Below are 24,508 nucleotides of genomic sequence, written 5' to 3'. Positions count from 1 at the left end.
TCGGCAGGGGGTAACACCTTGCCGAGCATAGACGCCCTCGCCGATCGTCTGTCGGCCTACCTCGGTAAAGACCAGGTCAATCTGGTCCGCCGAGCGTATTTCTATGCCGAACAAGCCCACGATGGCCAACGCCGTCGTAGCGGTGAAGCCTACGTCACGCACCCTCTAGCGGTCGCGAATATCCTTGCCGACATGCACATGGACCATCAAAGCCTGATGGCGGCCATGCTGCATGACGTGATTGAAGACACCGGAATTGCCAAGGAAGCGCTCTGTGCGCAGTTCGGCGAAACCGTGGCCGAATTGGTCGATGGGGTCAGCAAGCTGACTCAGATGAACTTCGAGACCAAGGCCGAGGCGCAAGCTGAAAACTTCCAGAAAATGGCCATGGCCATGGCGCGCGATATCCGCGTGATCCTGGTCAAGCTGGCTGACCGGCTGCACAACATGCGCACGCTGGAAGTCCTGTCCGGAGAAAAGCGCCGGCGGATCGCCAAGGAAACCCTGGAAATCTATGCGCCCATCGCCAATCGCCTGGGCATGCACAGCATTCGCATTGAGTTCGAAGACCTCGGGTTCAAGGCCATGTACCCAATGCGCTCCTCACGTATTGGCCAAGCGGTCAAACGGGCACGGGGCAATCGCAAAGAGCTGGTCAACAAGATCGAGGAGTCCCTGAGCCATTGCCTGGCCGTGGACGGTATCGAAGGCGAAGTCAGCGGTCGGCAGAAACACCTGTACGGCATCTACAAGAAGATGCGCGGCAAACGCCGGGCCTTCAACGAAATCATGGACGTTTACGCGTTCCGCATCATCGTCGACAAAGTCGACACCTGCTACCGCGTGCTGGGTGCTGTGCATAATTTGTACAAACCGCTGCCCGGGCGCTTCAAGGATTACATCGCGATTCCCAAGGCCAACGGCTACCAGTCCCTGCATACGACGCTGTTCGGTATGCATGGCGTGCCTATCGAAATCCAGATCCGCACCCGTGAAATGGAAGAGATGGCGAACAACGGGATCGCGGCGCATTGGCTGTACAAATCCAATGGCGACGAGCAGCAACAAGGCACGCATGCCCGCGCTCGTCAGTGGGTCAAAGGCGTGCTGGAAATGCAGCAGCGTGCCGGCAACTCGCTGGAATTCATCGAAAGCGTGAAGATCGACCTGTTCCCGGACGAGGTCTACGTGTTCACGCCCAAAGGCCGGATCATGGAGCTGCCCAAAGGCTCCACGGCGGTCGATTTCGCTTACGCAGTCCACACCGATGTCGGCAACAGCTGCATAGCCTGTCGGATCAATCGTCGCCTGGCACCGCTCTCCGAGCCGCTGCAAAGTGGCTCGACGGTTGAAATCGTCAGCGCGCCAGGTGCGCGTCCGAACCCGGCGTGGCTGAATTTCGTGGTCACCGGTAAAGCTCGCACGCACATTCGCCACGCCCTCAAGCTGCAACGCCGCTCTGAATCCATCAGCCTGGGCGAACGCCTGCTGAACAAGGTGCTCAACGGCTTCAATAGCACCCTGGAGAAGATTCCAGCCGACCGCGTGCAAATGATCCTTACCGAGTACCGCGTGGAGGTCATCGAAGACCTGCTCGAAGACATTGGCCTGGGCAACCGCATGGCCTATGTCGTCGCCCGCCGCTTGCTGACCAGCGAAGCCGAGCAACTGCCAAGCTCCGAAGGTCCATTGGCGATTCGCGGCACCGAAGGGTTAGTCCTCAGCTACGCCAAGTGCTGCACGCCGATCCCGGGCGACCCGATTGTCGGCCATCTGTCCGCAGGCAAGGGCATGGTTGTGCACCTGGACAACTGCCGAAACATCAGTGAAATCCGCCACAATCCGGAAAAATGCATCCAGCTGTCCTGGGCCAAGGATGTGACGGGCGAATTCAACGTCGAACTGCGCGTCGAACTGGAACATCAGCGCGGCCTTATCGCCCTGCTGGCCAGTAGCGTGAATGCCGCGGACGGCAATATCGAAAAAATCAGCATGGACGAGCGCGATGGTCGCATCAGCGTGGTCCAACTGGTAGTCAGCGTGCACGACCGCGTGCACCTGGCCCGCGTGATCAGAAAACTGCGCGCCCTGACAGGGGTCATTCGCATCACCCGCATGCGCGCGTAGCCAACCACTTCATCAGGAGTTCTTCATGACCAAGACCGTTATCACCAGCGACAAAGCACCTGCAGCCATCGGCACTTACTCTCAGGCGATCAAAGCTGGCAATACCGTCTACATGTCCGGGCAGATCCCGCTGGACCCGAAAACCATGGAACTGGTCGAAGGCTTCGAAGCCCAGACCGTTCAGGTGTTCGAGAACCTGAAAGCCGTGGCTGAAGCAGCCGGAGGTTCGTTCAAGGACATCGTCAAACTGAACATCTTCCTGACTGACCTGAGCCACTTCGCCAAGGTCAACGAGATCATGGGCAAATACTTCGACCAGCCTTACCCGGCCCGCGCCGCCATTGGTGTTGCTGCGCTGCCAAAAGGCTCGCAGGTCGAAATGGACGCCATCCTCGTTATTGAATAACCTCCCCCGACGGAGCGCTGGCCGTTCCGCCCACCCTGCAAAGGAAGGACTCCGCTATGCGCTTTGCGCTTGCCCTCTCGCTGCTCGCCACGCTATTGAGCGGCTGTGCCAGCCACGCCGACCGTAACCCTGACGGCATCTGGATCAACCAGACCGCTATCGATGCCGCCTCCAAAGGTGGAAATCTGCGCCAGGCGCTGCTTGCCAACGGGCCTAACCTGGAATGGCACGTCGACACAAAAGCCAGGCAGGCCGCCTTCTCTAATGGCTTCGAGCTGAGTGAAGGAAAAATCGTCAGTGCCGCCGATGGCAAATGGCACGTCGATTTCTACGGTAACTTCTTCGAAGACCTGAGCCTCAAAGGCGACGAACTGGTTCAAGGCGTCAGCGACTCGAGCCCGGAACAACGCTTCGTGCAGCCTGAAAATCCCGCGCCTGCCGACGCACCGCCGGGCAGCAGTTTCGAGAAAGCCCTGTATAGCGCCTATATGGGCGGTCAATGGAAAATTGTCGACGGCGAAGGCGCTGGCGGCGTCGTTCAGTTCCAGCCTGACGGCAGCATTATCGGCTTGCCGGGCAATGATCGTTACGCCCTATGCCTGGCCGGTGATTGCGCAGCCATGAGCGGCGAACACGACAGCCTCTGGCTGGAAAAAGCCCAAAAAGGCAATGCCTGGATCTTTGTCCGCAAAGACAAGCAGATGGAAATACTCCAGGCCGTCAATCAGGCCAAGGCCGACGAAATGCCGGACCTGCGTCCTGGTGCACGTCACTGGTTGCTCGAGCGGAACTGAAGCCGCACGGTCTGCCCTTCGCTCCCACACCCCCCGTGGGAGCGAATTTATTGGCGATACAGGCCTGTCGGCGATGCAGGGTTCAGACCCCTATTTCTGCCCTTCAAGCACCGCAGCGTAGCCCTCGCGATAACTCGCATAACGCGGCACCCAGCCCAAGGCCCGGGCCCGGGCATTGCTGCAGCGCTTGCTGCCGGCGCGGCGCACGCTGGCCTCAGCCGACCACTCGGTAACCCCCAGATACTCACGCAGCCACGCAACCACCTCAGCCAAGGGCGCGGGCGCATCATCGACACCGATATAGCACTCATCCAGCGCAACGCCACGGGCATCCGCCTGTAGCAGGTACGCCAATAGCCCTGCGGCATCGTCGACATGAATGCGATTGCCATATAACGGCGGCTCGGCCACGACGCGATAACCTTGACGAACTTGCGTCAGCAACCACTCGCGGCCCGGCCCATAGATGCCCGTCAGGCGCACCACGCTGGCGGGGATGCCGCTGTGCAATGCCAAGTGCTCGGCCTCAAGCATCAGGCGACTGGAATACCCCGTCGCCTGGGTAGCCGATGACTCATCGACCCACTCTCCCTGCTGTTGCCCATACACACTACTGCTGGACACGAACACCAGACGCCTGGGCTTCTGCCCGTGTTGCTTGAGCCAGCTCAATACATTGCGCAGGCCATCCACATACGCTGCCCGGTAACCGGCCTCGTCATGATCGGTCGCAGCAGCGCTGTAGACCAGGTAATCAATCGGCGAGGTTGGCCAGGCGCTTGGGCAGTCAGCATCGAACAGGTCACCTGCGATGCCTGTTACCCCGGCAGGCAAGCGCGCAACAGACCGGCGCAAACCAGACACGGTCCAGCCCTGAGCAAGCAGTTGGCTGGCGAGACGGCCTCCAACATCACCACAACCAGCAATCAAAACAGACGGGGCAGACATGTCGGAGCTCCACAATAAAAAACGTGCGACAACGGCGCGGTAAACAGCCGAAAATGACGTTTGAATTTAATCAGAAACCTACGGTTTATAGGGAAAGATACCGCACCACTTGTTGTTAACAAGAATTATTTGCAATAATCGGGAACCGTTTGCTCTGCCCTTCCGGTCATATGCCTAGCGCGAAGTGGCAGAACGAAGCCCCCTTTTTCCTCTCAGGTCAGGCCAGCATGACACGTATCCAATCCCTCGCTTCGCCCACCAAGCTTGCCAGCCTGCCGCGCGCATGGCGCGGTATTGCTGCGTTGATGCTCAGCCTGATGCTGGCTCCCAGCGCGTTTGCCAATGAACCGGTCGCTGCTGCTTCGCCCTCCGTCCAGGCTGTCGCTGCCGCACCCGCCAATGGCATTGTCGACCCTGCCGCCGCCCCGGTTGTAGAGCAACGTGAAGACGCAGCCGTTGTCGATGACAACAGCCTCGGTATGGCCAACGACCTGTCGCCTTGGGGCATGTACCAGCATGCCGACATCATCGTGAAAGTCGTCCTGATTGGTCTCGCCATCGCCTCGATCATCACCTGGACAATCTGGATCGCCAAAGGCGTTGAGTTGTTGGGCGCCAAGCGGCGCCTGCGCGGCGAAATCGTCAACCTGAAAAAGGCCCGTACCCTCAAGGAAGCCAGCGACAGCGCCAGTAAAGAAGGGACGCTGGGCCACCTGTTAGTGCATGACGCCCTCGAAGAAATGCGCCTGTCGGCCAACAGCCGCGAGCGCGAAGGCATCAAGGAGCGGGTCAGCTTCCGCCTGGAACGTCTGGTTGCAGCCTGTGGCCGCAACATGAGCAACGGCACCGGCGTGCTCGCGACCATCGGTTCCACCGCGCCCTTCGTCGGCCTCTTTGGCACCGTATGGGGCATCATGAACAGCTTCATCGGCATCGCCAAAACCCAGACCACCAACCTTGCCGTGGTGGCCCCCGGTATTGCCGAAGCCTTGCTGGCTACCGCGCTTGGGCTGGTTGCCGCGATTCCGGCCGTGGTGATCTACAACGTTTTCGCCCGCTCCATCGCGGGTTACAAAGCCCAGGTTTCCGATGCCTCGGCACACGTTCTGCTGCTGGTCAGTCGTGACCTCGATCACCTGCCGGCCGAGCGTAGCCAGCAGCCTCACGTGGTTAAAGTGGGGTAAACCATGGGCCTGCATCTGAACGAAAACAGTGGCGACGATCTCGTCGAGAACCACGAAATCAACGTCACGCCGTTTATCGACGTCATGTTGGTGCTGCTGATCATTTTCATGGTGGCCGCCCCGTTGGCGACGGTCGATATCAAAGTCGACCTCCCCGCCTCCACCGCCAAGCCTGTTGCTCGGCCCGAGAAACCGCTGTTTCTCAGCGTCAAGACTGATCAGAGCCTATTCCTCGGCGAAGAAAAAATCAGTCGTGAACAGCTTGGCCAAGTGCTCGATGCCAAGACCAGGGGCAAGAAGGACACGACGATTTTCTTCCAGGCCGACAAGGGCGTGGACTACGGCGACCTGATGGAGGTGATGAACGCCTTGCGCGGTGCCGGTTACCTGAAAGTCGGCCTCGTGGGCCTCGAGACGGTTGGCAAGAAATGACGACTCTGCGCCAAAAACTGACGCGCTATAGCGGTAGTTTGTTGTTGGTGCTCGCCGTGCACGCCATCGCGATTATCGTCGCGATGCGCTGGTCGGCACCCCAGGCAATCGAACTGCCTCCTGCTGCGATGATGGTCGAACTGGCGCCGTTGCCAGCACCCGCGCCACCGCCGCCCAAGGTCGTGCAGCCGCCGCAACCACCGACGCCGGTGGAAACCCTGCCGTTGCCGAAACTCACTGAAGCGCTAAAGCCGGAAATTGCCATTCCAAAGCCGGTTATCAAGCCAAAAGCCAAACCACAGCCGCCCAAACCGCAGAAGAAACCGGAGCCGCCGCAAGAAAAGCCGGCCGAGGAGAAACCAGTGGATACGCCGCCGACCGACGCCAAGCCTGAAAAAGCCGCCGCGGCGCCGCAGCCATCCAGCACACCGTCGGACAGTCATGCGAAGCGCAACTGGCAATCCGATTTGCAGCAGCATCTGGCCAAGTACAAACGCTACCCCGAAGATGCGCGCCGTCGCGGCACCCAGGGGACGGTCAGTCTGCGCTTTGTCGTCGATGCCGACGGCAGGGTCCTGTCCTTCTCGCTGGCGGGCAACTCCGGCAGCACCGCGTTGGATCGAGCCACTCTTGAAATGATCCGACGTGCGCAACCGTTGCCCAAGCCGCCCGCTGAAGCACTGACTAATGGCGCAGTGGAAATACTCGCCCCTTTCGTTTATTCCCTGGATAAACGCTGAAATCGTAATTTTGATTGACTGGAGTACAGCTGATAACGTGCGTCTATCGATTGCAGCCGCTATGCTGGGGTCGCTACCTCATGGACGCACGCTATGACCCTTACAGAATTGCGCTACATCGTTACGCTCGCCCAGGAACAACATTTCGGACACGCCGCCGAGCGCTGCCACGTCAGCCAGCCGACCCTCTCGGTGGGCGTGAAAAAGCTGGAAGATGAACTTGGCGTGCTGATTTTCGAGCGCAGCAAGAGTGCCGTTCGCCTGACCCCGGTCGGCGAAGGGATTGTCGCTCAAGCTCAAAAAGTGCTCGAACAGGCTCAAGGCATCCGCGAACTGGCTCAGGCTGGCAAGAACCAGCTGACCGCACCGCTCAAAGTCGGCGCGATCTACACCGTTGGCCCGTACCTGTTCCCGCACCTGATCCCGCAACTGCACCGGGTCGCCCCGCAAATGCCGTTGTACATCGAAGAAAACTTCACCCATATCCTGCGCGACAAACTGCGCAACGGTGAGTTGGACGCGATTATCATTGCGCTGCCATTCAATGAAGCCGATGTACTGACCCTGCCGCTGTACGACGAGCCGTTCTACGTACTGATGCCTGCGGACCACCCATGGACCCAGAAAGAGTCCATCGATGCCGCTGCGCTGAACGACAAGAGCCTGTTGCTGCTCGGCGAAGGTCACTGTTTCCGTGATCAGGTGCTCGAAGCGTGCCCGACACTGGCCAAAGGCAGCGAAGGCGTCAAGCACACCACCGTCGAATCCAGTTCGCTGGAAACCATTCGGCACATGGTTGCCTCAGGACTGGGCATCTCAATCCTGCCGATGTCAGCCGTCGACAGCCATCACTATGCACCTGGCATCATCGAAGTGCGTCCGCTGACCCCGCCCGCGCCGTTCCGCACCGTGGCGATCGCATGGCGCGCGAGCTTCCCTCGGCCCAAGGCGATCGAGATTCTCGCCGACTCCGTGCGCCTGTGCTCGGTGACCCGGCCTAAAGTAGAAGCGAGCTAAGTCGCAACATGAGCGAGTTGTCCCACGTCTCCGTCACGGCGCTTAAAGGCGTCGGCGCGGCCATGGCCGAGAAACTGGCCAAAGTAGGCCTCGAGAATCTTCAGGACGTCCTGTTCCACCTGCCCCTGCGCTATCAGGACCGGACCCGTGTCGTGCCCATCGGCGCATTGCGTCCGGGCCAGGACGCGGTGATAGAAGGGGTGGTCAGCGGCGCCGATGTGGTCATGGGCAAGCGCCGCAGCCTGCTGGTGCGCCTGGGCGACGGTACAGGCACGCTCAGCCTGCGCTTTTATCACTTCAGCAATGCGCAAAAAGAGGGCATGAAACGCGGTACCCACCTGCGCTGCTACGGTGAAGCCAGGCCCGGCGCGTCCGGGCTGGAAATTTATCACCCGGAATACCGCGCACTGACCGACGATGAGCACATCCCGGTTGAACAAACCCTCACGCCCATTTATCCAACCACCGAAGGCCTGACCCAGCAGCGTTTGCGCCAGCTGTGCCAGCAAAGCCTGGCGCTGCTGGGCCCCAAAAGCCTGCCCGACTGGCTGCCTGAAGAGCTGGCGCGCGACTATCAACTGGCGCCGCTGGATGAAGCCATTCGTTATTTGCACCATCCACCCGCGAACGCCGACCTGGAAGAGCTTGCCCTCGGCCATCACTGGGCCCAGCACCGCCTGGCATTCGAAGAGTTACTGACCCATCAACTGTCGCAACAACGCCTGCGTGAAAGCTTGCGCTCGCAGCGCGCCCCGGCATTGCCCAAAGCCACAAAGCTGCCACCACAGTTCCTCGCCAACCTTGGTTTTGCGCCCACTGGCGCGCAGCAACGGGTCGGCAACGAAGTCGCTTATGACCTGAGTCAGCCAGAACCCATGCTGCGCCTGATTCAGGGCGACGTCGGCGCGGGCAAAACCGTGGTCGCTGCTCTGGCGGCCTTGCAGGCACTGGAGGCGGGTTATCAGGTGGCGCTGATGGCGCCGACCGAAATTCTGGCTGAACAGCATTACGTCAACTTCAAACGCTGGCTCGAACCCCTGGGTATTGATGTCGCGTGGCTGGCAGGCAAGCTCAAGGGCAAAGCCCGGGCCGCCTCGCTGGAGCAGATTGCCAGCGGCACGCCCATGGTCGTGGGCACCCATGCGCTGTTCCAGGATGAAGTGCAGTTCAAGAATCTGGCGCTGGTGATCATCGATGAACAACACCGCTTCGGCGTGCAACAGCGCCTGGCCCTGCGCAAAAAGGGCGTCGGTGGCCTGATGTGTCCGCATCAGCTGATCATGACCGCGACGCCCATCCCGCGCACCCTGGCCATGAGTGCCTATGCCGACCTCGACACCTCGATCCTCGACGAGCTGCCGCCAGGACGTACACCGGTCAATACCGTATTGGTGGTCGACAGTCGCCGGGTTGAAGTCGTCGAACGCGTTCGCGCGGCCTGCGCCGAAGGGCGTCAGGCCTATTGGGTCTGCACCCTGATCGAAGAATCCGAAGAGCTCACCTGCCAAGCCGCCGAAACCTCATTCGAAGAGCTGACCAGCGGCTTGGGCGAATTGCGCGTGGGCTTGATCCATGGGCGCATGAAACCTGCGGAAAAAGCGGCCGTCATGGCCGAGTTCAAACAAGGCGCCCTGCAACTGTTGGTGGCAACCACCGTCATCGAAGTCGGCGTCGACGTGCCCAATGCCAGCCTGATGATTATCGAAAATCCCGAACGCCTGGGCCTGGCGCAACTGCACCAGTTACGCGGGCGCGTCGGTCGGGGCAGCGCCGCGAGTCATTGTGTATTGCTCTATCATCCCCCCCTGTCGCAGATTGGGCGGCAACGACTGGGCATCATGCGCGAGACCAATGATGGTTTCGTCATCGCTGAAAAAGATTTAGAACTGCGCGGTCCGGGCGAAATGCTCGGCACCCGACAGACTGGCCTGCTGCAATTCAAGGTCGCCGACCTGATGCGTGACGCAGACCTGTTGCCGGCCGTTCGAGACGCTGCACAAGCCTTGCTCGAACGCTGGCCCCAACATGTAAGCCCACTGTTGGAGCGCTGGTTACGCCATGGCCAGCAATATGGACAGGTATGAAGAGAGTGCGTCGATAACGACGCCGGATAACTAAGCTGGTTATACTCCCTAAACTGTAACAATCTGGATACACGTCATGACAGAAGTTGCCTTCGCCGATGCAACCCCGCCCGCTCCGTCTGTCATTCGGGCGCTGTTCGGCAAATTAGCCGTCAGCTACCGGGAAGTCATGGATGACACGAGCCTTCCTGCCTCGCAGAGAGTCCAGCCCATCCTCCTCGGCGACGCCATTGGCACGCTGCTGGTTCTGTTCCCGCAGAGTCATTTACTGGACCTCAACCGCCTCGCCGAGTTGACCGGACGCACGCTGACCGCCATTCCCCAGGAACGTCTTGATCACATGCTCGGTAAACACAACCAGAGCATGCTGCCTGGCTTACCTGCGCTGAACGGCTCACCGTGCCTGTATGAAGAGCGCTTGCTACAAGAGCCGACGCTACTGATCAATTCCGGCGAGCCGGGCCTGTTGCTGGAAATTTCCAGCGAGGCCTTCAAAGGTATGATGAGCAAAGCCAGCGCGGCAACTTTCGGCGAACCACTGAGCTTGATCCGGCCCAACCTTGACCGGCCAGACGATGACCGCGAGGAAATCATCAAGGCGATGCATGCCTTCACCGCCCGTCGCATTCAGCAACGCCTGGAAGAGACGCTGGAAATTCCACCGCTGGCCGAGACCGCGCAAAAAATCATCAAGTTGCGGGTCGATCCCAACGCCACGATTGACGACATCACCGGCGTAGTCGAGACCGACCCCGCGTTGGCGGCACAAGTGGTCAGCTGGGCTGCTTCGCCTTACTACGCATCGCCCGGCAAAATCCGCTCGGTGGAAGATGCCATCGTCCGCGTGCTTGGCTTCGACCTGGTGATCAACCTGGCCTTGGGCCTCGCACTGGGCAAAACCCTGAGCCTGCCCAAGGACCATCCGCAACACACCACGCCTTACTGGCAGCAGTCGATCTACACTGCGGCCGTGATCGAAGGCCTGACCCGCGCCATGCCTCGCGCGCAACGCCCGGAAGCCGGTCTGACGTACCTCGCCGGTTTGCTGCACAACTTCGGTTACCTGCTGCTGGCCCACGTCTTCCCGCCGCACTTCTCGCTGATCTGCCGCCATCTGGAGGTCAACCCACACCTGTGCCACAGCTACGTCGAGCAACATCTGCTCGGCATCAGCCGCGAACAGATCGGTGCCTGGTTGATGCGCTACTGGGATATGCCTGAAGAGCTGGCCACGGCGCTGCGCTTCCAGCACGATCCGTCCTACGCTGGCGCTCATTGCGAGTACGCGAATCTGGTGTGCCTGTCGGTACGCTTGCTGCGTAAAAACGGCATCGGTTCAGGGCCGGAAGAGGACATCCCGGATGAACTGTTCGAACGCCTGGGCCTGCCACGCGAAAAAGCCGAAGAGTCCGTGAAAAAGGTACTGGACGCCGAAGTGCTGCTGCGCGAACTGGCGTCGCAATTCGCGACGTAGTGAGGGCGTCTGCGATAGGAACCCCCGGCGGCAACCACCGCCCAGCGGGAGACTGGTGATGCCGGTCGGTGTTCAGGTCATCGAGGGAAGACAACCCATGCCCTCCAGCGTGGCCTCCACCGCCTCGTCCAGCGGAGTGTGCGGTTCTTGGCCGAGTGTGGCTTGCACGTGCGCGCTGCTCATCCGAACCGGCGTGTACCACAGGTATCGCATCTCAAGTAGTTCGCGAAACGTCGCCACAAAAGGTGAAACCAGCTTAACCAGCCACCAAGGAAAAGCACGTAGCTTCGGCTGCCTACCACCACGCCCTGTTACGACGCGGCAGATCGCTTCAGCCATTTGCATTCCGTTGGCGTCCCAATGGCCAGCCATGTGAAATACCGCAAACGGCGCCAAGGCATCGCGACGCTCTAGCAATTGCACCATCGTGCGTGCCGCATCGGGAATATAGGACCATTGATGACCCACGCCGGCCAGGTTGGGAAGATTTATGGTCGCCACCGGCTGGCCCGGCTTAACCAAACCTTGCGAAAACCAACTACTGCCAGACTTCGGCCCGAAGAAGTCGCCGGCCCGTACGATAATCACCCGGCATCCCTGAGTCGTTGCAGACGCCAGGCGACGCTCCAGTTCCACACGAATGGCACCCTTGCGGGTTTTCGGTTGCTGCGGTGAATCTTCATGAAGCACTGGAAAGGCGCTCGGACCAAAGTTGTACACAGTGCCGGGCAGTACGACAGTGGCACCTTGCGCGCTCGCCGCTGCAAGGGTGTTGTCGAGCATAGGCAGCACAAGCTCGCCCCAACGGCGATATCCCGGCGGGTTCACTGCATGCACAATCACCGAGCAGCCAAGTGCTGCTACCATGACATCGTTGCGATTCATCGCATCACCGACGATCCAGGTAATGCCGTCCCGTTTCCCTGCGGCGTGCTGCTCTCCTCGCCGGAGTGCGCGCACATCCCACCCGCTATCGCACAGCTGCCGCGCCATTTCGCCACCAATGCCACCGGTGGCGCCGAGAACCAGCACCGTGTTGTTGCCCGCCATGTTGAATCTCCGCTGCGTTGGAATGGAGAAAGTCTGGGCCGGATTACACCCGAATAGAATTGTTCAAGATGAGGCTGCTGCTATACATTTATGTATGGACTACGACATTAGCTGGGAACTTTACCGCTCCTATTTAAGCGTGCTGCAAGAAGGATCATTGTCCGGTGCGGCACGTGCAATGAGTGTGGCGCAACCGACGGTAGGCCGGCACATTGCGGCGCTCGAAAAGCAGCTCGGCGTGACCCTCTTCACCCGCTCTCAACGAGGCCTATTGCCTACCGAAGCAGCATTAGCGCTGAAGCCCTATGCCGATTCGATGAGGGCACATGCCACGGCCTTGAAACGAGCAGCTGAAAGTCTTGGGGACGGAGTCAAGGGAACGGTGCGCATCACTGCGAGCGAAGTCATCGGTGCAGAAGTCCTGCCACCCGTCATAGCGCGACTGCAGAGCAATTACCCAGCGTTGAAAGTCGAACTCGTTTTGACCAACCGGGTGCAAGACCTGCTTCATCGAGAGGCCGATATTGCAGTTCGTATGGCACAGCCTAAGCAAGACTCGCTCATTGCGCGACGCGTTGGAGAGATCGAGATCGGTTTGCATGCACATGAGCGCTATCTGCAAGCTCGTGGCACGCCCAGCACCTTGGTCGACCTCTCGCAGCACGCGCTGATCGGTTTCGACGAGGAAACACCATTTTTGCGCGCTGCTAGACAAGCGCTACCAGAATGGCAACGAGACAACTTCACACTGAGAAGCGATAGCGATCTCGCGCAACTGGCGATGATCCGCGCGGGCGCGGGTATTGGTGTGTGCCAAGTAGCGCTAGCCAAGCGCGACCCGGCATTGGTCCGCGTGCTTGCGCAACAATTTGGGGTCAGGCTGGAAACATGGCTGACCATGCACGAGGATTTACGCAACAGCCCACGCTGCAAAGTTACGTTTGATGCGCTTCTGCAGGGGCTTCAGCAACACATGTCCTAGGGAAACCCTTATACGGCGCCAGGCTTTCAGCACGATCCGCCGCTTGCCTGCAGGGGTTTTCTGATCAGGCCACTTTCTTCTTCGGCTTGAGGAACTTGGTCAAGCCCTGAAACCAGATCACCAGGCCCGGATTACCCGTGATCTGGATGTCCTTGTCCTGAATCCCCTGCATAAATGCCAATTGCTTGTTTTTAGCCCGCATCGTGGCGAAACCGAACCCAGCATCCTTGAACGAAATCGAGAACGCTGGCTCGGCGACCACGCCTGGACGGCTGGTGAGACGCTGGCCGCTCACGACGAAATGGCGCGCGACCGTGCCGTCGAATGTCTGCAGCTGGAAGGTCAATTCCTTACCGGCCAATTGATTCTGAAAAGCGGGATTGTTGCGGCTGGCTTTGGCCATCATTCGGCCAAGCATCCACAGGAGAAAACGAAATTTCATGCACACAGCCTCAACAGGGGCGCCGCTCAGGTCAAAAGCGGCCAGCGGTGCAGTGTAGCGGTTTGCCGCCCCGACAACAGTAGTGAAATGTTACTTGATCGGCGAGGATCGCTACAGAAGTCGGATTGTTCGACAATTAAACGTCTGCGCACCACACATTTTTCAAAGCCAAAAAAAGGGCATCCAACCTGATTGGAATGCCCATTTTTGCTGCTGTTCGCTTCCCGCTGAAACCTCAAGCAGATTAAGGGTTAACGCTGTCTTTCAAAAATTTGCCAGGTTTGAAGGCTACGGTGTTACTCGCCTTGATTTTGACTGGCTCACCAGTTTGCGGGTTTTTGCCGGTGCGGGCACCGCGGTGACGCTGCAAGAAGGTGCCGAATCCCACCAGGGTGACGCTGTCTTTACGATGCAGTGCGCCAGTGATCTCTTCAAGCACCGCGTTGAGTACCTTGTTGGCTTGTTCTTTGGTGAGATCCGCTTTTTCAGCAATGGCGGCTGCGAGTTCTGGTTTACGCATATAAAGCCTCTTTGACGTTTTTTTGTTGTTATGTCCGTGCTGTTCTTCCCGAACAGCGACCAAGGCGCCGCAACAGCTCTACTATGCGGCAGACGAGAATGAGGATGGCATGCCATCGGGGCCCGCGCCAGCCTGTGCGCGACGTTTGTAGAAACAAAAATGGGGCTTATCCGACAGAACGACCTGTATTTACGCCAAGAGGGGCGGCAAGCCTTTGTTCAGTGCCATTTTTTCCATAACAGCGGTGCCGGTCAGGGCGTAACCCAGCAGGTTACCGTTGGCGTCCCGACACAGGGCTTTGATATCGGCACCCTGCCCTTCAACGGTCCACACCCCTTCCATGCCGCGCGGTACTGGCGAAACCACCAACGGACACACCGGCGTTTTGACGGTGATCGGCATAGGGCCATAACTGACAGCGGTCGGGTTGCCGGCAAGGGTTTGCGCCAGTGCGCGCGCGCAGCTCATCAACGGCATGACGTAGAGCAGATTCAAGCCATCAACTTCCGCGCAGTCGCCCAGGGCGAAAATATTGGCATGGGATGTCTGCAAATGACGATCAACCACAATCCCGCGAACGGTCTGCAAACCTGCCGCAGCAGCCAGATCGACACGTGGACGCAACCCAATGGCCGACACAACCACGTCACACGAAAGCACTTCTCCATCGGAAAGATGGGCCTCAAGCCCATGCTCGGTGCGTAGCAGGCGCGTCATCACCGGCCCTAGATGGAAGCGAGCCCCAAGCCCTTCCAACCCCGCTTGCACCGCAGCAGCGGCTACCGGGTGAAGCAAGGTGGGCATGACTTGCTCGCAAGGTGCGACCAGGTCCACTTCATAACCACCGAGGATCAGGTCGTTGGCAAACTCACAGCCAATCAAACCGGCGCCCAGCAGCAATACCCGATGTTTACCTGCGGCCGCAGCGCGAAACCGCGCGTAATCCTCAAGATCGTTGATCGGAAATATCGCGTCACTGGCATCACCTTCTACAGGAACACGCACGGTTTCAGCGCCCCAGGCGAGGATCAGGTCGCGGTAGTACACGACCTCTTCGCCGATCCACAGGCGCTTGTGTCCCGGATCGATGCCGCTGATACGCGTATGGGTGCGCACTTCTGCTTTCAATTGCTCAGCCATGGCGCCGGGTTCGGCCATGCTCAAGCCATCGGCTTCCTTGTTCTTCCCAAAACCGGTGGAGAGCATTGGTTTTGAGTAGGAACGCCCGTCATCCGCAGTAATCAGCAGCAGCGGCGTTTCGCCATCGAGCTTGCGAAATTCCCGGGCGAGATTGTAGCCCGCCAGGCCAGTGCCCACGATCACGACAGGTGCGTTCATTCGGTTCTCCTGATTGAGGTGTAAAAGGTCGAACGGCAGATCAGCCGATTTCGATCATTTCAAAATCCATTTTGCCCACACCACAGTCCGGGCATAGCCAGTCCGCGGGCACATCTTCCCAGCGGGTTCCCGGCGCGATGCCATCGTCCGGCCAGCCGTCGGCCTCGTTATAGATCAAGCCACACACAATGCACTGCCACTTCTTCATCGGTAAATACTCTCGGTTCTCAGGCTGTCCTGGCCCAAGCGGTCGATGGGTAACTCGATTGCCGCCAGGCTCAGGGCGTTTTGTACTGATCGGTGCGCTCAGATGCAAGCGCGATCGACGCAACAGGGCGGTCCTCAGGGGTCAGGCCCAGCAATCAAACATGCTAAGCTCGCCACTTCGACTGTTGCCAATAATTACCCACCGTGTCCCACCAACGCCTTCTTCTTGTTGCCCCTGACTGGCTCCAGCAAAATCAGCTGATGGAGTTACCCGATTCTGTGACCCTCGATTGGCTATTCAATCAGGACTCGCTGACCCGCCGCCTAACTCGCCTTTCTGCCAATAGTTTCAGCGTGACCCCCCTGTTCGAGGGCTGGCAAACCCTGCGTGCGGACGAATGTGCAGCACTGGACTTGCCCGCTCAAAGCCTTGGCTGGGTGCGCGAGGTGTATTTGCGCGGCAATGCCCAAAAGTGGGTCTTTGCCCGTAGCGTCGCGGCACAAAGCGCCCTGCTGGAAGGCGGATTGAACATGGATGAGCTGGGCACGCGGTCACTGGGCGAGTTGCTGTTTTGCGACGCGGCGTTCGAGCGCGGCGCCCTCGAGGTGTGCCACTACCCCGGCGCGTGGCTGCCCGCTGATGATGCTGTCGAAGGCTTGTGGGGTCGACGCTCATGTTTCAGCCGTGGCGCCTTGAGCTTGTTGGTGGCTGAGGTCTTTCTGCCGAATCTGTGGCACGCGACTGAAGTCGCCGGGCCCGTTGTTACGGAGCATCATTGATGTACCTGAGCCTGCTTAAATCGCTGAACCGCCTGAATCCACGGGCCTGGGACTTTATCCAGCTGACCCGCATCGACAAGCCCATCGGCATTTACCTGCTGCTGTGGCCGACCCTGTGGGCGCTGTGGATCGCGGCCAAGGGCGTGCCGTCTTTGAGCAATCTGCTGATTTTCGTGATCGGCGTGATTCTGATGCGTGCCGCCGGTTGCGTGATCAATGACTTCGCCGACCGTAAAGTCGACGGCCACGTAAAACGCACCGAGCAGCGCCCGCTGGTCAGCGGCAAGGTCCGCTCGCGTGAAGCGCTGGTGTTGTTCGCGGTACTGGTGGGCTTGAGTTTTCTCCTGGTGTTGCTCACCAACTCGCTGACCGTCTGGCTGTCGTTCGGCGGCTTGGCACTGGCGGCGTGCTACCCCTTCATGAAACGCTACACCTACTACCCGCAGGTGGTGCTGGGCGCAGCGTTTTCGTGGGGCATGCCGATGGCGTTCACCGCCGAGACCGGCGACCTGCCGGCAGCGGCCTGGTTGCTGTACATCGCTAATCTGCTGTGGACTGTGGGCTACGACACCTACTACGCGATGACCGACCGCGAAGACGACCTGAGAATCGGGGTCAAATCCACAGCGGTGCTGTTCGGCGATGCCGACCGCGTGATCATTCTCAGTTTGCAGGGCCTGGCGCTGGGCTGTCTGCTGCTGGCCGGGTCACGCTTTGAGCTGGGCACGTGCTTCCACGCAGGTCTGCTGGTGGCCGCTGGGTGCTTTGTCTGGGAGTTCTGGTACACACGCAATCGTGAGCCGCAACGCTGTTTCAAAGCGTTTCTGCATAATCATTGGGCGGGGTTGGCCATTTTTGTCGGCATCGTCGCCGACTATGCACTGCGTTAACCGTCAGCGTTCAAGCAGACGGCTAACGCAACTGCCAGGCGCTTAATGCTTGGCGGCGTGCCACATGTCCATTTTGCCGTCGCCCATCATGTCTCCCGCCTTTTTGTCCATTTTGAAGGTGTAGAGCGGTTTGCCGTCATAGGCCCATTGCATCGTGCCATCATCGCGCTTGATCGTTGTCCACTCGCCAGCCGCTTTGCCGTCGGCAGGCGCCATCAGGGGTGGCCAGCTTTCAGCGCACGAGCCATTGCACATTGATTTACCGTTAGCGTCCTTGTCGAAGGTATACAGCGTCATTCCCTTCTGATCGACCATCATTCCGTTCTTGACCATGGCAGGGTCGGCAGCGAACGCCATCCCGGACGAAGCCAGTACCGCCGCGGTAAGCAAGCCAAGCAAGGTTTTCGAGATTTTAGCCATTTTAGATACATCCTCTTTTGTTTTAAGAGCGAACTCTAAGCTTAGACTCAAAATACGCAGGCATACTGGCCACTCCCAAGCTGTCACACGACTGCAATAATTCCGTTATCTAATGCGACTCAAGACAGTTAAATGACAAGAGGACAGAGCATGGCTGGCAGGAGCATTCTGATAGTTGACGACGAAGCGCCTATTCGCGAAATGATCGCCGTTGCGTTGGAAATGGCCGGCTACGATTGCATGGAAGCCGAAAACTCCCAGCAAGCCCATGCCATCATCGTTGACCGCAAACCGGACCTGATTTTGCTCGACTGGATGCTGCCTGGCACCTCGGGCATCGAATTGGCCCGCAGACTCAAGCGAGATGAGCTGACCGGCGACATCCCGATCATCATGCTCACCGCCAAAGGTGAAGAGGACAACAAGATCCAGGGCCTGGAAGTCGGTGCCGACGACTACATCACCAAGCCGTTCTCACCCCGCGAACTTGTCGCACGCCTCAAGGCGGTGTTACGCCGCGCCGGGCCGAGCGATGTCGAAGCACCAATTGAAGTGGGCGGCCTGTTACTCGATCCGATCAGTCACCGCGTCACCATCGACGGCAAGCCCGCAGAAATGGGCCCGACCGAATACCGTTTGCTGCAATTTTTCATGACCCACCAGGAACGCGCCTACACCCGCGGCCAATTGCTCGATCAGGTGTGGGGCGGCAATGTGTATGTCGAAGAGCGCACCGTAGACGTACATATCCGGCGTCTGCGAAAAGCCCTCGGCGACGCCTACGAGAATCTGGTTCAAACTGTTCGCGGCACGGGCTACCGTTTTTCCACCAAGAGCTGATCCCGCGCGTCTTAGCGCGTCGGCTGCTGACAGGCCTGATTGACCGCCCACTCGACAAGGATGCGTTTGAATTGAACCAAAACTGGCATGGCACCCTGATCCGTCACATGCTGCTATTGGTGACCGCCTGCTTGGTGATCGGTTTGGTCAGCGGTTATTACGGCTGGAGCCTGGCGATTGGGCTGGCGGTTTACCTGACATGGACACTCAAACAATTACTGCGCCTGCACCAGTGGCTACGCCAGCATAAACCCGACGAGCCGCCGCCTGACGGTTATGGCTTGTGGGGCGACGTGTTCGACAGCATTTATCAGCTGCAACGCCGTGACCAACGCGTTCGTGGCCGATTGCAAGCGGTGATCGACCGCGTTCAGGAGTCCACTGCGGCCCTCAAAGACGCAGTGATCATGCTCGACAGCGACGGCAACCTGGAATGGTGGAACCGCGCGGCGGAAACCTTGCTCGGCCTGAAAACCCCGCAAGACAGCGGTCAGCCTGTCACCAACCTAGTGCGTCATCCACGCTTCAAAGAATACTTCGAGCAGAACAATTACCTTGAGCCGCTGGAGATCCCCTCGCCGATCAATGATCGCGTGCGCGTGCAGCTGCTCATCACCCGCTATGGCAATAACGAACACCTGATGCTGGTCCGCGATGTGACCCGCCTTCATCAGCTTGAGCAGATGCGCAAAGACTTCGTCGCCAACGTCTCTCATGAGCTACGCACGCCACTGACGGTGATCTGTGGCTATCTGGAAACCTTGCTCGATAACGTTGAAGAGATAAACCCGCGCTGGACTCGTGCTCTGCAGCAGATGCAACAGCAGGGCGCGCGTATGCAAACCCTGCTCAATGACTTGCTGTTGCTGGCCAAACTAGAAGCCACCGACTATCCATCGGGCAACCAGCCGGTCCTCGTACCAACGCTGTTGCAGACCATCAAAAATGACGCCCAAGCGTTGTCCGGGCAGCGCAACCAGCGCATCACTCTGGAAATCGACAGCACACTCGGACTCAAGGGCAGCGAGCCCGAACTGCGCAGTGCGTTTTCCAATCTGGTGTTCAATGCGGTGAAATACACCCCGGCCGAAGGCGCAATCCACATCCGCTGGTGGGGCGACGAGCAAGGCGCACACTTGCGCGTACAGGATTCAGGCCCCGGCATCGAGGCCAAGCATCTGCCGCGCCTGACCGAACGGTTCTACCGCGTCGACTCCAGCCGAGCGTCCAATACCGGTGGCACAGGGCTTGGCCTGGCCATCGTCAAGCACGTGCTGTTACGCCATCGAGGCACACTGGATATCAGCAGCGTGCTGGGCAAAGGCAGCAGTTTTACCTGCCATTTTGCCCCTGCCCAAGAGATCAAGCTCTGAGCAAACCCTAGGCAAGCTGGCCGGTAGCCGCTACATTGCGCTCTTATGCTCGCCACTTTGGCTGCGGCAACCCCCTCGATAATACGGAACCTTTAAAACTCCACCATGGACCCTTCCCCTAGTTATAACCTAGCCTCACTTTTTGCCGATTTCGGCATGATTCTTTTTGCAATGGTCCTGGTTCTGCTCAACGGCTTTTTCGTTGCCGCCGAGTTCGCCATGGTCAAGCTGCGCTCGACCAAGGTCGAATCCATCGCCGTTAAAAACGGCTGGCGCGGTCATATCCTGCGCACGGTCCACAGTCAGCTGGACGCCTATCTTTCAGCTTGCCAGTTGGGTATCACCCTCGCCTCCCTCGGCCTTGGCTGGGTCGGTGAGCCTGCGTTTGCCCACTTGTTGGCACCGCTGCTGGACATGGTCGGCGTACAGTCGCCGGAATTGATCAAGGGCATATCGTTCTTCAGTGCGTTTTTCATCATCTCTTACCTGCACATCGTCGTCGGCGAGCTGGCCCCCAAATCCTGGGCGATCCGCAAACCCGAGCTGTTGTCGTTATGGACGGCCGTGCCGCTGTATATGTTCTATTGGACCATGTACCCGGCGATTTACCTGCTCAACGCCAGCGCCAACGGCATCCTGCGCATCGCTGGCCAAGGCGAACCCGGCCCGCATCACGATCATCAATACAGCCGTGAAGAACTGAAGCTGATTCTGCATTCGAGCCGAGGCCAGGACCCGAGCGATCAAGGCATGCGCGTGCTGGCCTCCGCCGTCGAAATGGGCGAACTGGAGGTGGTCGATTGGGCCAATTCCCGCGAAGACCTGGTGACCCTCGACTGCAATGCACCGCTCAAGGAAATCCTGGCCCTGTTCCGCCGTCACAAATTCAGCCGCTACCCGGTCTACGATGCAGAGCGTGGCGAATTCGTCGGCCTGCTGCACATCAAGGACTTGTTGCTGGAACTGGCCGCGCTGGACCATATCCCCGCGTCGTTCAACCTCTCCGAGCTGACCCGGCCATTGGAGCGCGTATCCAAACACATGCCCCTGTCACGCCTGCTGGAGCAGTTCCGCAAGGGTGGCGCGCACTTCGCACTGGTTGAGGAGGCCGACGGCAAAGTCATCGGTTACCTGACCATGGAAGACGTGCTGGAAGTATTGGTCGGCGATATCCAAGACGAACACCGCAAGGCCGAACGCGGCATTCTTGCCTACCAACCCGGCAAGCTGCTGGTGCGGGGCGATACGCCGCTGTTCAAGATCGAGCGCCTGCTGGGTATCGATCTGGACCACATCGACGCGGAGACACTCGCCGGATTGATCTACGAGACCCTGAAGCGGGTGCCCGAAGAAGAGGAAGTGCTGGAAGTCGAAGGCCTGCGCATCATCATCAAGAAGATGAAAGGGCCGAAAATCGTCCTGGCCAAGGTGCTCAAGCTCGATTGACCTGGAAAGGCCCATTCGTTCCCACGTGATGACGCAATCTACTGTGCGGTCTGTGTGGGAACGAGTTCATTCGTGATAGGGGTGTTCCGGACCGCCTCAGTTCCCGCCTACCGCAAAATTCGGCAGGCTGTCGACGCGCTCCGCGAACCGATAGGGAATCGACTCCAGCCCCAGCCCACCGTTACGCTGCACCACGAAATGCAGATGGGGCCCGCTGCTGTTACCGGTATTGCCGGAACGCGCCAGCGCGCTGCCGACAACGACGCGCTGACCTTCCTTGACGCTCACCGAGCCACGCATCAGGTGTAAATAGACACCCATGGTGCCGTCGTCGTGCAGTATCCGGACAAAATTACCTGAAGGGTCCGCACCGTGGCCCGATTGACCATTCTCGGTTTTAACCACCGTCCCCGCCCGAGCGGCAATGATTGGCGTGCCTTCGGGCATGGCAATGTCCATCGCGTAACGGCTTTTAATACCAAAGTGGCTGAAGGCGCCATTGGGACCCTGGCTCAAGCGAAAAGGCCCGCCCTGCCAAGGCAGCGGGTAACTGTAACCCTGAGGCTGACGCCCAGGGTCGCCCAGCGAGTAGCGCAGCTTGGGCGTGTAACTCAGCGCCTTGCCCGCCTGCCGGGGACTGAGCACGGCCAGACGCACAGCGCTGCGGGCGGGAATGACACGGTGGATCGGCTGCCCCGTGGTGCCCAGCACATTCTTCAGCGCCGTGACCTGCAACTCCACCTCGACAGGCGCATACGAATCGTTGCGCACAAACAGGCTGTGCACGCCCTTGTCCTTTTTGATGTTCAGATGCACCTGTTTTTCAAGGTGCTCGACGATCCGCTCGCGAGGCACCACCACCGTAGCACCCGCCGTTGGCCTGTCGGTAAACGAGACCACGCCATTGGCATCGGTGAATTTATAGATGGTCACCGCCACCGACGATTGCGCGGTCAGCAACAGAGCACACAGGAGTAAGCAGCGCTCGAGCATCGTGATTGATATCTGGGCAGTGGGAGGCAGGGAGAGCGTAGCAGCGATTTGCCGCCATTTGGGGGTGGCGGTATCAATCAGTAGCAAAGAGGCAGGGAAATCAGACAAACCGCGTCAGCACCTTCGCAGGCAAGCCTGCGAAGGTGCTGACGCTCAGGGATCAACCCCCCGGTACGAAGTGCTTTTGCGCCGTGCCGCGGGCGATCAGGCGGGAGACGTAGTCGAGTTTCTGTGCGTCCTGGTCGACAAAGCGGAAGGTCAGTTGCAGCCAATCGCTGTCGGGTTTGGGTTCGTAGGCGACGATGGCGTGTAGGTAGCCGTTGAGACGGGCGACTTCGGCGTTCTCGCCTTGTTCAAGGTCGAGTACGGCGCTGTCGAGCACCTGTGGCAGGACGTCACCGCGACGCACCACCAGCAGCGCTTCCTTGAGGCTCAGCGCCTTGATCACGCATTGCTGGTTACCACTGGGCAACCGCAATTGGCCTTGACCGCGGCCGCCAAGGGCTGGCGCAGCAGCAGGCGCAGAGGCCCGGGCAGACGAGTTGATCAACGGCGCCGCTTTCGGCCCGGTAGCTGGCGCAGCGGCCGGCCTGACCACTTCCGCCTTGCCACCGGTCAGGGCGCTGAGGGAATCGTTACCGAACGCCGAGTTCATCTTGGTTGGCGCGCTGGCCAACAGGGTGTCGAGCTTGCCGACTCTGGCCAGCGCCTTCTTGACCTTGGTCAGCAGCTGCTCATTGGTGAACGGCTTGCCAATAAAGTCGGTGACACCGGCCTGGATCGCCTGGACCACGTTTTCCTTGTCACCACGGCTGGTGACCATGATGAACGGCAAGGCCTTGAGGTTGTCCTGCCCACGGCACCAGGTCAGCAGTTCCAGACCGGACATCTCCGGCATTTCCCAGTCGCATAACACCAGATCGAACGCCTGACGCTCCAGCAAGACCTGAGCCTTGCGACCGTTGACGGCGTCTTCGATGTGAATGCCGGGAAAGTAGTTACGTAAACCTTTTTTCACCAGATCGCGAATAAATGGCGCGTCATCCACCACCAGTACACTGACTTTACTCATTGATCTTTCCTTTAAAATCCCGACAAGCATAGCGCTGGTTGATGGCCAATTGCTAAACCGATTAACGACGCCAGGACTTTTCGTTCGCGGGCGGCTTGAACTCAAAGCCCGTAACGAAAACGCCCGACAATGAGCCGGGCGTTTTTTTGCAGGCAGTCTTATTTATCGTCAGGTTTGACCAGAACATTAGCGCTATCGTCAATGACGCCCTGCACTTCTTCCCTCATGCGCTTGAGGCCCATATGGCGGACGTCGGTACCGCGCACCAGATAGATGACCAGCTCCGAAATATTACGGGCATGGTCGCCGATACGTTCCAGCGAACGCAGCACCCAAATCACGCTCAACACCCGCGAGATAGAACGCGGGTCTTCCATCATGTACGTGACCAGCTCGCGCAGCGCGGTTTTGTATTCGCGGTCGATGGTCTTGTCGTACTGGGCCACGGACAGCGCCAGATCGGCATCGAAGCGAGCGAACGCATCAAGTGCATCACGGACCATGTTGCGCACCTGATCGCCGATATGCCGCACTTCAACGTAACCACGCGGCGATTCGCCTTCTTCACACAGCTGAATGGCGCGCTTGGCAATTTTGGTGGACTCATCACCGATGCGCTCCAGATCGATCACAGACTTGGAAATGCTGATGATCAAACGTAGGTCGGAGGCCGCTGGCTGACGACGCGCAAGAATACGCAGACATTCTTCATCAATGTTGCGTTCCATGTGGTTGATCTGGTCGTCGATGTCACGAACCTGCTGGGCCAGGCCCGAGTCGGCTTCGATCAACGAGGTCACCGCATCGTTGACCTGTTTCTCGACCAAGCCGCCCATTGCCAGCAGATGGCTGCGCACTTCCTCCAGTTCGGCGTTGAACTGCTGGGAGATGTGATGAGTAAGGCTGTCTTTATCGATCATGCTTATTGTCCTTGGAACGTCCAGTTAAC

The 24,508-nt window shown here is 59.1% G+C and carries 25 protein-coding genes; 15 read left to right on the top strand and 10 right to left on the bottom strand.

What is annotated here, in order from left to right:
* Positions 1-18 precede the first annotated feature (18 nt).
* Genes spoT through ACVBEG_RS24915 form a run of 3 tightly spaced genes read left to right on the top strand, consistent with a single transcriptional unit; the run spans position 19 to position 3,327 of the window.
* The gene (gene spoT, locus ACVBEG_RS24925; RefSeq protein WP_219063063.1) at positions 19-2,127 is read left to right on the top strand and encodes a bifunctional GTP diphosphokinase/guanosine-3',5'-bis pyrophosphate 3'-pyrophosphohydrolase; all 2,109 of its coding nucleotides are present in this window, start codon (positions 19-21) and stop codon (positions 2,125-2,127) included.
* Between the two features lie 25 nt (positions 2,128-2,152).
* Entirely contained in the window at positions 2,153-2,533 is a 381-nt protein-coding gene (locus tag ACVBEG_RS24920; protein WP_003229509.1) for a RidA family protein, read from the top strand.
* A gap of 56 nt (positions 2,534-2,589) precedes the next feature.
* Positions 2,590-3,327 (top strand): hypothetical protein, encoded by a 738-nt coding sequence (locus tag ACVBEG_RS24915; RefSeq protein WP_322177007.1) that lies wholly within the window; start codon positions 2,590-2,592, stop codon positions 3,325-3,327.
* A 90-nt stretch (positions 3,328-3,417) separates the two neighbouring features.
* Here the strand turns inward: ACVBEG_RS24915 and ACVBEG_RS24910 are convergent, their stop codons facing one another.
* The gene (locus ACVBEG_RS24910) at positions 3,418-4,275 is read right to left on the bottom strand and encodes an SDR family oxidoreductase (protein WP_323567080.1); all 858 of its coding nucleotides are present in this window, start codon (positions 4,273-4,275) and stop codon (positions 3,418-3,420) included.
* Positions 4,276-4,502: 227 nt separating this feature from the next.
* On the opposite strand from ACVBEG_RS24910, the gene exbB reads away from it, so the two are divergent.
* The 6 genes from exbB (at position 4,503) to ACVBEG_RS24880 (ending at position 11,206) form a co-directional block, all read left to right on the top strand.
* A complete protein-coding gene (gene exbB, locus ACVBEG_RS24905; protein WP_323566379.1) occupies positions 4,503-5,459 on the top strand; it encodes a tonB-system energizer ExbB in 957 nt (318 codons plus the stop codon).
* 3 nt (positions 5,460-5,462) lie between these two features.
* Positions 5,463-5,891: a TonB system transport protein ExbD gene (gene exbD, locus ACVBEG_RS24900; protein ID WP_322177010.1), complete on the top strand. Its 429-nt coding sequence runs from the start codon at positions 5,463-5,465 to the stop codon at positions 5,889-5,891.
* Positions 5,888-6,631: a TonB family protein gene (locus tag ACVBEG_RS24895; RefSeq protein ID WP_447108388.1), complete on the top strand. Its 744-nt coding sequence runs from the start codon at positions 5,888-5,890 to the stop codon at positions 6,629-6,631. Before exbD ends, ACVBEG_RS24895 begins: the two co-directional genes overlap by 4 nt.
* 93 nt (positions 6,632-6,724) lie before the next feature.
* Positions 6,725-7,648 carry a hydrogen peroxide-inducible genes activator gene (locus ACVBEG_RS24890; protein ID WP_322177012.1) on the top strand — a complete coding sequence of 308 codons (924 nt, stop codon included), beginning with the start codon at positions 6,725-6,727 and terminating at the stop codon, positions 7,646-7,648.
* 8 nt (positions 7,649-7,656) lie between these two features.
* Complete coding sequence (gene recG, locus ACVBEG_RS24885) at positions 7,657-9,732, top strand: ATP-dependent DNA helicase RecG (protein WP_447108387.1); 2,076 nt, start codon at positions 7,657-7,659, stop codon at positions 9,730-9,732.
* A 76-nt stretch (positions 9,733-9,808) separates the two neighbouring features.
* Positions 9,809-11,206, top strand: coding sequence for an aminoacyl-tRNA deacylase and HDOD domain-containing protein (locus tag ACVBEG_RS24880; RefSeq protein ID WP_322177014.1), 1,398 nt, complete (start codon positions 9,809-9,811; stop codon positions 11,204-11,206).
* Positions 11,207-11,278: 72 nt separating this feature from the next.
* Here ACVBEG_RS24880 and ACVBEG_RS24875 read toward each other — a convergent pair whose 3' ends face one another.
* Positions 11,279-12,256: an NAD-dependent epimerase/dehydratase family protein gene (locus tag ACVBEG_RS24875; RefSeq protein WP_322177015.1), complete on the bottom strand. Its 978-nt coding sequence runs from the start codon at positions 12,254-12,256 to the stop codon at positions 11,279-11,281.
* A 94-nt stretch (positions 12,257-12,350) separates the two neighbouring features.
* Between ACVBEG_RS24875 and ACVBEG_RS24870 the strand changes: the two genes are divergently transcribed.
* Positions 12,351-13,238: a LysR family transcriptional regulator gene (locus ACVBEG_RS24870; protein WP_322182944.1), complete on the top strand. Its 888-nt coding sequence runs from the start codon at positions 12,351-12,353 to the stop codon at positions 13,236-13,238.
* 64 nt (positions 13,239-13,302) lie between these two features.
* Here the strand turns inward: ACVBEG_RS24870 and ACVBEG_RS24865 are convergent, their stop codons facing one another.
* The 4 genes from ACVBEG_RS24865 to ACVBEG_RS24850 all read right to left on the bottom strand — a co-directional run bounded on the left by ACVBEG_RS24865 (position 13,303) and on the right by ACVBEG_RS24850 (position 15,746).
* Positions 13,303-13,680: a helicase gene (locus ACVBEG_RS24865; protein WP_322177016.1), complete on the bottom strand. Its 378-nt coding sequence runs from the start codon at positions 13,678-13,680 to the stop codon at positions 13,303-13,305.
* A 244-nt stretch (positions 13,681-13,924) separates the two neighbouring features.
* Positions 13,925-14,200, bottom strand: a complete 276-nt coding sequence (locus tag ACVBEG_RS24860) for an HU family DNA-binding protein (RefSeq protein WP_219063073.1) — start codon at positions 14,198-14,200, stop codon at positions 13,925-13,927.
* A gap of 189 nt (positions 14,201-14,389) precedes the next feature.
* Positions 14,390-15,538 carry an NAD(P)/FAD-dependent oxidoreductase gene (locus tag ACVBEG_RS24855; RefSeq protein ID WP_447108386.1) on the bottom strand — a complete coding sequence of 383 codons (1,149 nt, stop codon included), beginning with the start codon at positions 15,536-15,538 and terminating at the stop codon, positions 14,390-14,392.
* A 40-nt stretch (positions 15,539-15,578) separates the two neighbouring features.
* Positions 15,579-15,746, bottom strand: a complete 168-nt coding sequence (locus tag ACVBEG_RS24850) for a rubredoxin (protein ID WP_017528588.1) — start codon at positions 15,744-15,746, stop codon at positions 15,579-15,581.
* Positions 15,747-15,949: 203 nt separating this feature from the next.
* Here ACVBEG_RS24850 and ACVBEG_RS24845 point away from each other — a divergent pair, with 203 nt between their 5' ends.
* Together ACVBEG_RS24845 and ubiA are read left to right on the top strand one after the other, a co-directional pair.
* Entirely contained in the window at positions 15,950-16,525 is a 576-nt protein-coding gene (locus ACVBEG_RS24845; protein ID WP_322218584.1) for a chorismate--pyruvate lyase family protein, read from the top strand.
* Positions 16,525-17,415 carry a 4-hydroxybenzoate octaprenyltransferase gene (gene ubiA / locus ACVBEG_RS24840; protein WP_447108385.1) on the top strand — a complete coding sequence of 297 codons (891 nt, stop codon included), beginning with the start codon at positions 16,525-16,527 and terminating at the stop codon, positions 17,413-17,415. Before ACVBEG_RS24845 ends, ubiA begins: the two co-directional genes overlap by 1 nt.
* A gap of 42 nt (positions 17,416-17,457) precedes the next feature.
* Here the strand turns inward: ubiA and ACVBEG_RS24835 are convergent, their stop codons facing one another.
* Positions 17,458-17,835, bottom strand: coding sequence for a COG4315 family predicted lipoprotein (locus ACVBEG_RS24835; RefSeq protein WP_322218590.1), 378 nt, complete (start codon positions 17,833-17,835; stop codon positions 17,458-17,460).
* A 150-nt stretch (positions 17,836-17,985) separates the two neighbouring features.
* Between ACVBEG_RS24835 and phoB the strand changes: the two genes are divergently transcribed.
* From phoB to ACVBEG_RS24820, 3 genes are all read left to right on the top strand, one after another.
* Positions 17,986-18,675: a phosphate regulon transcriptional regulator PhoB gene (phoB, locus tag ACVBEG_RS24830; protein WP_219063077.1), complete on the top strand. Its 690-nt coding sequence runs from the start codon at positions 17,986-17,988 to the stop codon at positions 18,673-18,675.
* Positions 18,676-18,782: 107 nt separating this feature from the next.
* Complete coding sequence (gene phoR / locus ACVBEG_RS24825; protein ID WP_322182947.1) at positions 18,783-20,048, top strand: phosphate regulon sensor histidine kinase PhoR; 1,266 nt, start codon at positions 18,783-18,785, stop codon at positions 20,046-20,048.
* Between the two features lie 105 nt (positions 20,049-20,153).
* Positions 20,154-21,494 carry a hemolysin family protein gene (locus tag ACVBEG_RS24820; protein WP_322177021.1) on the top strand — a complete coding sequence of 447 codons (1,341 nt, stop codon included), beginning with the start codon at positions 20,154-20,156 and terminating at the stop codon, positions 21,492-21,494.
* A 96-nt stretch (positions 21,495-21,590) separates the two neighbouring features.
* Here the strand turns inward: ACVBEG_RS24820 and ACVBEG_RS24815 are convergent, their stop codons facing one another.
* The 3 genes from ACVBEG_RS24815 to phoU all read right to left on the bottom strand — a co-directional run bounded on the left by ACVBEG_RS24815 (position 21,591) and on the right by phoU (position 24,479).
* Positions 21,591-22,487, bottom strand: coding sequence for a peptidoglycan DD-metalloendopeptidase family protein (locus ACVBEG_RS24815; RefSeq protein WP_322182949.1), 897 nt, complete (start codon positions 22,485-22,487; stop codon positions 21,591-21,593).
* A gap of 160 nt (positions 22,488-22,647) precedes the next feature.
* On the bottom strand, positions 22,648-23,559 hold the full coding sequence (locus ACVBEG_RS24810; RefSeq protein WP_322218593.1) for a response regulator: 912 nt from the start codon (positions 23,557-23,559) through the stop codon (positions 22,648-22,650).
* A 158-nt stretch (positions 23,560-23,717) separates the two neighbouring features.
* Positions 23,718-24,479, bottom strand: a complete 762-nt coding sequence (phoU, locus tag ACVBEG_RS24805; protein ID WP_447108384.1) for a phosphate signaling complex protein PhoU — start codon at positions 24,477-24,479, stop codon at positions 23,718-23,720.
* Positions 24,480-24,508 lie beyond the last annotated feature (29 nt).

Source organism: Pseudomonas sp. GG8 (assembly GCF_052976945.1).
Note: the sequence above shows the minus strand (reverse complement) of the source record. Positions and strands in the feature narration are given on the sequence as shown.